The organism is Novosphingobium beihaiense (assembly GCF_022832375.1).
GTDB classification, from domain to species: domain Bacteria; phylum Pseudomonadota; class Alphaproteobacteria; order Sphingomonadales; family Sphingomonadaceae; genus Novosphingobium; species Novosphingobium beihaiensis.
In genome coordinates this window covers 1-9,672 of sequence record NZ_JALHLG010000060.1, presented here as the reverse complement: position 1 = coordinate 9,672, position 9,672 = coordinate 1, and the positions used below count along the sequence as shown (strand labels likewise).

The window sequence follows — 9,672 nt, the reverse complement described above, 5'->3', positions numbered from 1 at the left end:
CAGAGGGAATCCCCCCGATTCAATCTCAAGCGGAAAAACTCTAGCGTGAAGCGAGGCTAAATACCTCCAGTTCAAGGTTTCCTGTCGCACGCAAAAGGGATGCCTGCGCGACGAGTTCGTCGCTTTTGCTGCGGGCCAAGGCAAGCTGAGCACTGCGCAGGTTTTCATCGGCCAGCAGCACGTCGAGTGTCGAGCGCAGGTCGAAACCGTATTCTGCCCGCACCGCACGCAAAGCCAGATCGGCGGCCTGAACGCGCTCCTGATTCGCGGCCGTGCGCGAACGGGCACCGCGAAGAGAGGCCCAGGCTACATCTGCAGCCCGCACCGCCTCGCGTGCTGCCGTGTCGGTATCGAAACGGGCCGCACGGAACTGCGCACTGGCCTGCCGTGCCTGCGATGCGATCAGTCCGCCGGTCAGGATCGGAATATGCAAAGACAGTCCCAGGTTCGCATCGTGAACATAGCCGTTGCCGCCAATATTGTCCGTCCTCAAGCCGTAGCTATAGTTACCCAGCAACGACACCGTCGGCGCGCCAGCCGCATGGGCCTTGTGAACGCGGGCATTCGCGGCATCGGCGGCGCGGATGCTCCGCAGATATCGCGGATTGCCGTCCAACGCCCACGCTCGCGCGGCTTCCTGCGTTGCAGGCAACTGAGCAAGATTGGATGCTGCAATCATCTGTCCCGGATCATGGCCCACGATCGAACGGTAATCTGCCGACGACGTCCTCAGGGTCGTTTCCGCCTCCGCCAAAGTGGCCCTGGCACTCGCCAATTGCGTTTCAAGCTGGGAAACGTCGGCCATCGTGTCTTTGCCCAGCTTGAAGCGCGCCCGCGCTTCGGCGACCTGCTGTTTCAGCAGGTCTATGTCCGTGCGGGTGATGGCGACGGATTGCTGATCGAACAACAGCTCCGCATAGATCGAGACGACCTGCAGGATCAGCCGCGCACGCGTATCGCGCAGACTCTCCTGCCCAGCCGCGACATCATCGCGCGCGGCCTTGACCGCGTAAGACACGCGCCCGCCGGTCCAGACCGGCAGGTTCGCGGCAACGCTGGCCGCGCCGCCCTTGCCATAATCGAACTTGTTATAGCCGCCCGCAGCATCGGCAGAGGCCTGCAGCCGTCCTTCGGCCTGTGCCTGTTCGGGCGTTTCGGACAATGCGTCTTGCCGGGCCGCCGCAGCGGCCAGCGAAGGGTTGCTTGCCAGGGCCGCCTCCACCGCATTGCGCAGGGTTTCCGCTGGCGCCGGCGTGGCGCACAGCATCAGCCCCATGGCGCCCAGTACCCGAGCCCTATTCATGACGCAAAGCCCAGGCAGGCGCGGTGCGTGCGGCGCGCAGCGACTGGGTGATGACGGTCAGCACTGCGATCAGCAGCGCCAGCATGGTCGCCGCCAGGAAGTAGAGCGGCGAAAGGGTGATCGCATCGTCAAAACCCGCCAGCCAGCGCCGCAGGGCCAGCCAGGCTAGCGGCCAGGCGAACAGGTTCGCGATCAGCACCGGGCGCAGGAACTGGCGGACCAGCAGCTTGACGACATCGAAAGAGGATGCCCCCAGCGTCTTGCGGATGCCGATTTCCTTGATCCGGCGCGCGGTGTTGAACGAGGCGAGGCCCCATAATCCGACGCAGCCGATCAGCACCGCCAGCACCGCCCCGATGGTGAACAGATGCGCTGCGTTGTCGTCCGCCTTGTAGAGCTCGTCCAGCCGCTGGTCGGCGGAGGCAGCATCGAAGGGGATTTCCGGCGCGATCTGCTGCCAGACACGCTTTACCGCCGCCATCGCCGTGCGCAGATCGCCGCTGTAGCGCAGGGTCGCAACGGCGAACCCCTGTGTCCTGGGGGAATAGAGGTAATAGGTCGCATCCATCGGCACGCGCGGCGAGAAGAAGCGCATGTCGTCTATCACGCCGATGATCTTTCGCGGGTTCCCCTTGCCGACGATCTGGCCCACGGCCGCTTGCGGCGAGGCAAACCCCAGAACCGCGACCGCCTGGCGGTTGATGACGATGTTGCGCGTATCGTTGCGCCCGCGATGCGTGCTGTCGTCCGAACCATGCTCATCGTCGAACACGCGCCCGGCGATCAGGTGCGCGCCATAAGTGCTGAAAAAGGCCTTTCCCACGCTGATCCAGCGCAGCGAAGGGCCGGGCCCCGGCTGGCCGGGAAGGGGAACATTGTCGGCATTGTTGTTACCGCTGCCGCCCGCATTGCTGCCCCCCAGCGTGACCGAGCGGATCATCGGCAGTTTTTCGAATGCGGTCATGAGCTTGCCGCGCTGGCTTTCGGTCTCGGCCAGCGAGCGTACGATGATCAGCCCGTCGCGTTTGAAGCCCAGGTCCGCATTGCGAACGTGGGCGATCTGTGCCCCCAGCACCAAAGTGCCGATCACGAAGGCAATGGCGAGTGCGAACTGGAAGATCACAAGAATTTCGCGCGCGCGGGATCCGGCCTGCCCCCCTCCGGGCGCACGGGAGGAGGACAGCACACTGGCGGCCGGAAAGCGGGACAGCAGCACGGCCGGATAGAACCCCGCCCCGATGCCGACCAGCACGACCAGTACAGCCAGTGCCGGCACGGCAAGGCTGTAAGGAATGGCCAGCGACAGCCCGCCTGCCGCATTGACCAGCGGCAGGCCCAGTTCCGCCATGGCCAGACTGATCAGTCCCGCGATGGCGGCCATTAGGATGGCTTCGCCGATGAACTGGCGCACAAGGACGGCGCGGCTGGCGCCCAGAACCTTGCGCATCGCCACTTCGCGGGCGCGCAGACCTGCCCTTGCCGTTGCCAGATTGATGTAATTGACGATAGCAATCAGCAGAGCCAGGGTGCCGACAATGCCCAGCGTCACCACTGTCTGCTTGGCGGAAGCGGCCTGCATGCCGGCCGGCGTCAGGTGGCGCCTGGCGATCGGCAGCAGCCGGAGCTGGAGGGTTTTGCTGGCGTGTTCCCCGATATCGGCCTTGCCGTGGCGATCGGCAAAATCGTCAAGCTTCGCCTCGAATGTGTGGGCTGCTGCGGGCGTGGCAAAGCGCAGATAAGTATAGAGGGACGTGCTGCCCCAATGATGCCAGTTGTCCTCGTTGGCATGCGGCGGCAGCGGCACCAGGATGGAAAATACAAGGTCGGTGGCCTTGGGCAGCGTTTTGAATACGCCTGCGACGCGGTAGCTGCCCTGCTCGCCGTTGACCCGCAAGGTCATGGTCTGGCCGACGGGGTTCGTAGCGCCAAAGTACTTTTGCGCGACCGTCTCGTCGATCAGAACGTTTGCCGGAGCCGCAAGGGCCGAGGCGAGGCTGCCCTGAACCATTTGCAGATCGAACACTTTGGAAAAATCCGAATCGACCCGGGCGCCGTCTTCGCTGACGCCGATGCCGTTGCGGATGACCGTGAACGGCACCGGCTCGATGCGGGTGCCGGTAAGGCTCGGGAAGTCCTGTTTCAGCTCGTCGAGAAGCCCGCCCATCGTGTTGGGATAGGCGCCATTGAATGGACTGTTCTCCATGTGCCAGTCCGTCTGGACCAGATAGATCTGCTGGTGATGCGGCAGCCATTTTTCATAGCTCGTCTCGAAACGGACGTAGAGGCCCAGCACCAGGAACACGGCAAGGCCAAGCGCCAGTCCGCCGATATTGAGCAGGGCGTAAAGCCGGTGCCGCGTAAGCGAACGGTACAGCGTGAGCAGGGCGAAACGGTTCATGGGGCAGCTCTCCCTCAGATCGCGCGCGAGACCGAGGCGACAATGCTGCCGTCGAGCATGTCGATGCGCCTGGCGGCATAGTCCGCATGGCTGGGCGAGTGCGTCACCATCACGATCGTCGCCCCTTCGGCGTTGAGCGAAGTGAGGATATCCATCACCTGCGTGCCGTTTTCGGTATCGAGATTGCCGGTCGGTTCGTCGGCGAGGATCAGCCTGGGATCGCCCACCACGGCGCGGGCGATGGCGGCGCGCTGCTGCTGGCCGCCCGAAAGCTGATGCGGGAAATGGCGGGCGCGGTGCGATATGCCCACGCGGTCCATCGCCTCGGCCACGCGCGTCTTGCGGTCGCCTCTTCCGTCCCTGTGCCTGTCCTTGCGATAGACGAGGCCCAGTTCGATGTTCTCCTCGATCGTCAGTTCGTCGATGAGATTGAAGCTCTGGAACACGAAGCCGAGCATTTCGGCGCGAAACCGGGCGAGCCGGGCTTCGTCGAGCGCGGCGAGATCGCGATCCCCGAACCAGTAGTGGCCTGCGGTGGGCCGGTCGACCGTGCCCAGGGTATTGAGCAAGGTCGATTTGCCGCATCCCGAAGGGCCCATGATGGCCAGGAATTCGCCGGATGCGACATGCAGGTTGATGCCGGCCAGCGCGGTCGTTTCCACGTCATCGGAAATGAAGCTGCGCCGGATGTTTTCGAGGCGGATCATCGGTATTCCTTCAGCGAATGTTGAGAATGTCGCCCTTGATCGAGGCGGTGTTGGACAGGACAATGCGCTCGCCGGGCTTGAGGCCGGAGAGAACTTCCACTTGCTCGGGGTTGCGGCGGCCCGTGCGCACGGCCCGCCTGCGGGCATGGCGGCCGTCGGCATCGAGAACGAAGACCGAAGTGCCGCCGCCGGAATCGAGCCAGCCTCCGGCGGGCGCGATCACGGCCTTGCGGGTCGCGCCCAGCGTGACGCGGGTATCCACGCTCTGCCCGCGATTGAGGTCTTTCGGCGGTTTGCCGCGAAAGGTCAGTTCGATACGGAAATGGCCGTCGGTAACGGCGGGCAGCACTTTGGAAACGGCCAGCTTGAGCCCCTCTGAGGACGTGCCGGGCTGCCCCGCGCGCACGCGGTTCAGGTAATATTCGTCGACATCGGCGGTGAGTTTCCAGTTACCCTCGCTGTCGATCTGCCCCGCCTGCTCTCCAGCTTTCAGGGACTGTCCAGGCTGAAGCGTGAAATCGGTCAACCGGCCCGCCACGGGCGCGCGCAGTGTCAGCGCGCCAAGCTGCGCTTCAACGGCGGCAAGGCTGCTGGCCAGGCGCTTTCGCGTATCCGCGAGCCGTGCTGCCTGAAGGCTGGCGGTATGGCTTTCCCGAGCCTCGCCGGCCTTCATCTGGGCCAGGCGTGCGCGCTGGTATTTCGCCTCTTCCTGATAGCTTTTAACCCCCGCGTCGGAGAGGAAGCCCTTGCTGTGAAGCTGCTGGCGGACGGCCAGTTCGCGCTCTGCCTTGAGCAAGTCGTAACTGGCTGTGGCAGTCTGGTTCCTGAGGTCGAGCCGGTTGCGCTCCAGCGCCAGCTCATCGCCACTGAGAGCGCCAAGCTGACCGGTGATGTTCGCCTGCCGCGTCAGCACTTCCAGCTTGAGCGTGGGATTGGCAAGCGTTGCGAGCGGCTGCCCGGCAGCCACTTGCGCGCCATCCTGAACCAGCAGCTTTTCGACTTGTCCGCCTGCAACCACACCAACGAACGTGGTCACGGCCGGAGCCACGATCGCCCGGACCGGCAGGTAATCGGCAAAAGGCGCGCGCACGACCGTGCCGGTCTCGATGCCGTCCGCATCGATGTCCGTCGATCCCGCTGCCGGGATCAGGCGCCAGGCCAGCAGAGCAATGGCAAGCACGCAAAGACCGCCTGCGATCCAGCGCCGGCGGCGCGTCCGGTGCGGCTTGTCTATCCGGCGATCCATCGACTTGCCGGTCTGTGCTTTTGATTCGGAGAGGGGTGTATCTGGCATGACGGCAGTGTGCCGCAGACGGCAAAATTATACTAATTAATTGATTTAAATGAATTATAGTGAAAGTTCTGGACATAGCACTGTTCGCTAACGCACAGACTGTGCGGAAATGAACACCACTTTGCCTTCGTCAAGCCGCCCCCGTGTCTTGCTGATCGATGATGACAGCGATGTGCATCAGGCCGTGGCCGTCCTGCTCGGCCGGGCCGGGATCGACATGCTGGGGGCGCCTTCGCCTGAAGACGCCTATTCGCTGCTGGAGCGCCAGCGCGCCGATGCCATTCTGCTCGATCTCAATTTCGCGCGCGGGCGCACGCATGGGGAGGAAGGGTTCGCGGCGCTGGCGCGGCTGCTGGGCGATGATCCGAACGCGGCGGTCGTGGTGATCACCGGGCACAGCGGCGTGCGCATCGCGGTTGCGGCGATGCGCGCGGGGGCGTTCGATTTCGTCATGAAGCCCTGGCGAAACGCCGATCTGGTCGAGCGGGTGCAAGCCGCCATCGCCCATCGCAGGCGGCAGGACGAAATCATGGCACTGCAACGCGCCGACGGTGCCTTGTCCGCCCCGCCGCGCCTGCTCGGCGCAAGCGCGGCCATCGAGCATGTACGCGATCTTGTCCGCCGCATCGCGCCGACCAGCGCCAGCGTTCTGGTGACGGGCCCCGCCGGATCGGGGCGCAGTCTGGCCGGCCGGGCCATTCATTACAGCTCCGCGCGGGCGGTGGGAGAAGTGGTCGAAATAGAAGCCTTGTCCGCCAGCGATCCCGCCGATGTGGAAGCCGCCGCAGGCCTTGCCCGGGCGCGTGACGGCACCGTCCTGCTGCGTCATGCCGACATGCTCGATACGGCCGCGCAAGTCCGCCTGCTGGCGCGCCTGCCGGCCGATGCCCGCATCGTCGCCACAGCGGAGAGCAGTGCGAGGCTGTCTCCGCCGCTGCGCGCACGGATCGCCACGGTAGAAATCGCGATGCCGCCGCTTGCGGACCGGCCAGGGGACGCAGTGCTCCTGGCCCGCCATTTCGCGCGCGTGGCGGAAGAGCGCCATGGCAAGCCGGTGCGCGGCTTCACCGGGGAAGCGGAAGCGCTGATCGCCGCCACCGTCTGGCCCGACGAAGTGCGCGGGCTGGCAAGCGCGGTGGAACGGGCCGTCGTGCTCGGGGACGGAGAACCGATCGGGATCGAACAACCCGGCCTGGTGCCCATGGCCCAAAGTGATGACGAAACACCAGAAAAGCCCCGCCTCAACCTTGAACAGTCCGAACGGTCGCTGATCGAGGCAGCGCTCAAGCGGCACGGTTTCAACATCAGCCACGCCGCGGGCGATCTCGGGCTCAGCCGGGCCGCGCTTTACCGGCGTATGGCGAAGTATGGATTCTAGGCGGTTTCCGGTCCGCCGCGCTGTCAGCGTTGCCGCCGCGCAAGTGCTCCTGTTCGGTCTGGGCGGCGCGGCTGCCGCGGCGTGGCATGGCGGGCTCTACGTGTCGATGGTGCTCTCGCTGCTCCTGGCGGCCTGGCTCGGAACAGTCGCCCTGCTGCGCCTTCTGCCGCCCCGACGCGGGCAGAAAACGGCCCGGGAGCCTGACCGGCGCGAACAGACCGAGCGTGTGATGCTCCGCGCCGTCATTGCGCAGGCGCCGGTCCCCCTGCTCGCGATCGAGGATGACGGACGGGTGCACGCACTCAACCGGGCGGCGCGCCTGCTGTTCGATACCGGCGATATCGTGCTTTCGCCACCGGTCGAACTCACCGGCAACGGCAAACGGTTCCGCAAGAACGGGCGCGTCCTGCGCATTGACCGCATTGTCGCGCAAGATGCGGGCCCGGTCCGTGCGATCCTCGTGCTGATCGACATCGAGGCCGAAGAACGCATGGCCGAGGCCCGCGCGACACGGGAACTGCTCGAAGTGCTGAGCCACGAGGTGATGAACGCGCTGACCCCGGTTGTCTCCCTATCCGAAAGCGCGCGAGAGCTGCTCGACGAGCCGACACCGCCTTTGGAGCCCTTGCGCAATATTCTGGGCACCCTGGCCCGGCGCACCGGCGGCTTGCTCCACTTCACTAGCGCCTATCGCGAACTGGCGCGCTTGCCGGAACCCACCATCGCAGCGGTCTCGCTGCCCATGCTCTTCGACGATCTGGCACGAATGTTCGCGGCCCGCTGGGGCCCAAGGGTTGCTCTTACCTGCTCCGTCCCCGGAACCTTGTCCGTAAAAGCCGACCGCGAGCAACTTAGCCAGGCGCTCTGGGCCCTTCTGCAAAACGGTGCGGAGGCCGCTCTGGAACACGCCTCCGCCCCGGCCGTGATGCTATCCGCGCAGGCGGGAGAGGCTGTGATCCTGCGCGTGGCAGACAACGGCCCCGGCGTTCCCGGCGATCAGAAAGATCGCATTTTCCGCCCGTTCACAACCACCAAGCCGCAAGGCAACGGCGTCGGCCTCAGCCTGGCCCAGCAGATCGTCCGCAGCCATGGCAGCGAGATCGTCCTGGCCGATCGTGACATGGGCGGTGCATCTTTTGAGCTGATGCTGATTGCGCGGTAGAGCTTGTATGGAGGTGTAATTTCGACGGTCAGGCCTTTACCGTTCAGAATGAACACGGATCAGTAAACCAAACAAATTAGTTATTTACTTATGAGCTTTAGAGCCCGATTTAAAAGTTTCTCAAGCATAGCAATACCTTGCGGTTCTGCGGATGAGCATGCGGATAGATGCGATCGTGGCCCATGCTGTCGAAGAGGCAATGGTGGCCGCCCAGTCCTTTGCAAGACGGCGGCACCGGCCCAGCCACGTGAATGTACGCTCGACGACCCAGCGGAGTGCCCTGACCCTGTCCCGGAGAATGCCTCCAGCGGGAATGAGAGGAATCTGGCAAAATCGAAGCTGAGTTGAGCAGGAGATTTTGCATGAAGAAGTCGAAGTTCACGGGCGAACAGATCGCGTTCGCGCTGCGTCAGGCCGAAGTGGGAACGCCGGTTACCGAGGTGTGCCGGAAGATGGGTGTCTCAGAGGCGACCTACTATCGCTGGAAGCAGCTTTACGGAGGGCTTGGCCCGTCTGAGCTGCGTAAGATGCGTCAACTCGAGGAAGAGAACCAGAAGCTCAAACGGCTCGTGGCTGACCTATCTCTGGATAAGGCCATGCTCCAGGAGGTGCTGGCAAAAAAAGTGTAGCGCCTGGTCGGTTGCGCGAGATCGTCCACTGGATGCAGGATCGTTACCGGGTGAGTGAGCGGTGCAGTTGCTCTGTTCTCCGCTTCGATCGCAAGACGCATCGCTACCGGTCGGTCCGAAGCGACCAGGCGCCGCTCAGGAACAGGATCAAGGAAATCGCTGCGACGCGGGTGCGCTATGGCTATCGGCGTATCCATGTCTTGCTTCGGCGCGAGGGTTGGCGGGTAAATGTGAAGCGCGTGCATCGCCTTTACCGCCTGGAAGGCCTTAATTTACGGGCCAAACGTCCGCGTCGGCATGTCATGGCGGCACGGCGGGTGGAGCGACCTTTACCCTCGCGCCCGAATGAGATCTGGGCGATGGATTTCGTGTCCGATGCCTTGTTCAATGGTCGACGATTCCAGGCCCTGACGGTTGTCGACGCCTACACCCGCGAGTGCCTCGCGATCCACGTCGATCAAGGCATCAAGGGCGAACAGGTGGTCGCCGTCATGGACAGGCTGTTGTTCGAGCGCAGCGATCCGCCCGCCAAGATCAGGGTGGACAATGGCCCCGAATTCATCTCGCATGCCCTCGATCACTGGGCCTACATCAACCGGGTCACGCTGGACTTCAGCAGGCCCGGGAAGCCAACCGACGATGCCTTCGTTGAGTCCTTCAACGGCCGGCTGCGCGATGAATGCCTCAACACGCATTGGTTCTTGTCATTGGACGATGCCAGGGCCAAGATCGAGGCGTGGCGGACGGACTTCAACGAGACCCGACCTCACACATCCTTGGGGTTCATGACGCCTGCCGAAT

At 64.1% G+C, this 9,672-nt stretch carries 7 protein-coding genes and 1 pseudogene; 3 read left to right on the top strand and 5 right to left on the bottom strand.

Going from position 1 to position 9,672, the window contains the following annotated elements:
- Positions 1 to 40 precede the first annotated feature (40 nt).
- Genes MTR66_RS19895 through MTR66_RS19880 form a run of 4 tightly spaced genes read right to left on the bottom strand, consistent with a single transcriptional unit; the run spans position 41 to position 5,702 of the window.
- Positions 41 to 1,303 (bottom strand): TolC family outer membrane protein, encoded by a 1,263-nt coding sequence (locus MTR66_RS19895; RefSeq protein WP_243924245.1) that lies wholly within the window; start codon positions 1,301 to 1,303, stop codon positions 41 to 43.
- The gene (locus tag MTR66_RS19890) at positions 1,296 to 3,701 is read right to left on the bottom strand and encodes an ABC transporter permease (protein ID WP_243924243.1); all 2,406 of its coding nucleotides are present in this window, start codon (positions 3,699 to 3,701) and stop codon (positions 1,296 to 1,298) included. Before MTR66_RS19890 ends, MTR66_RS19895 begins: the two co-directional genes overlap by 8 nt.
- 14 nt (positions 3,702 to 3,715) lie before the next feature.
- The gene (locus MTR66_RS19885; RefSeq protein ID WP_243924241.1) at positions 3,716 to 4,408 is read right to left on the bottom strand and encodes an ABC transporter ATP-binding protein; all 693 of its coding nucleotides are present in this window, start codon (positions 4,406 to 4,408) and stop codon (positions 3,716 to 3,718) included.
- Positions 4,409 to 4,418: 10 nt separating this feature from the next.
- Entirely contained in the window at positions 4,419 to 5,702 is a 1,284-nt protein-coding gene (locus MTR66_RS19880; protein WP_243924240.1) for an efflux RND transporter periplasmic adaptor subunit, read from the bottom strand.
- Positions 5,703 to 5,850: 148 nt separating this feature from the next.
- Here MTR66_RS19880 and MTR66_RS19875 point away from each other — a divergent pair, with 148 nt between their 5' ends.
- Positions 5,851 to 7,080: a sigma-54-dependent transcriptional regulator gene (locus MTR66_RS19875; protein ID WP_243924239.1), complete on the top strand. Its 1,230-nt coding sequence runs from the start codon at positions 5,851 to 5,853 to the stop codon at positions 7,078 to 7,080.
- Complete coding sequence (locus MTR66_RS19870; RefSeq protein WP_243924235.1) at positions 7,070 to 8,242, top strand: sensor histidine kinase; 1,173 nt, start codon at positions 7,070 to 7,072, stop codon at positions 8,240 to 8,242. The genes MTR66_RS19875 and MTR66_RS19870 overlap by 11 nt, the downstream gene beginning before the upstream one ends.
- Before the next feature lie 120 nt (positions 8,243 to 8,362).
- Here the strand turns inward: MTR66_RS19870 and MTR66_RS19865 are convergent.
- Positions 8,363 to 8,515: pseudogene (locus MTR66_RS19865) on the bottom strand (IS5/IS1182 family transposase); the annotation flags it as partial.
- 89 nt (positions 8,516 to 8,604) lie between these two features.
- On the opposite strand from MTR66_RS19865, the gene MTR66_RS19860 reads away from it, so the two are divergent.
- Positions 8,605 to 9,672, top strand: a protein-coding gene (locus MTR66_RS19860; RefSeq protein WP_243924233.1) for an IS3 family transposase whose coding sequence is annotated in 2 segments (ribosomal slippage) — positions 8,605 to 8,866 and positions 8,866 to 9,672 — 1,069 coding nt annotated over the 2 segments. Because the reading frame shifts where the segments join, the coding sequence is not laid out codon by codon here. This gene is flagged as partial in the annotation.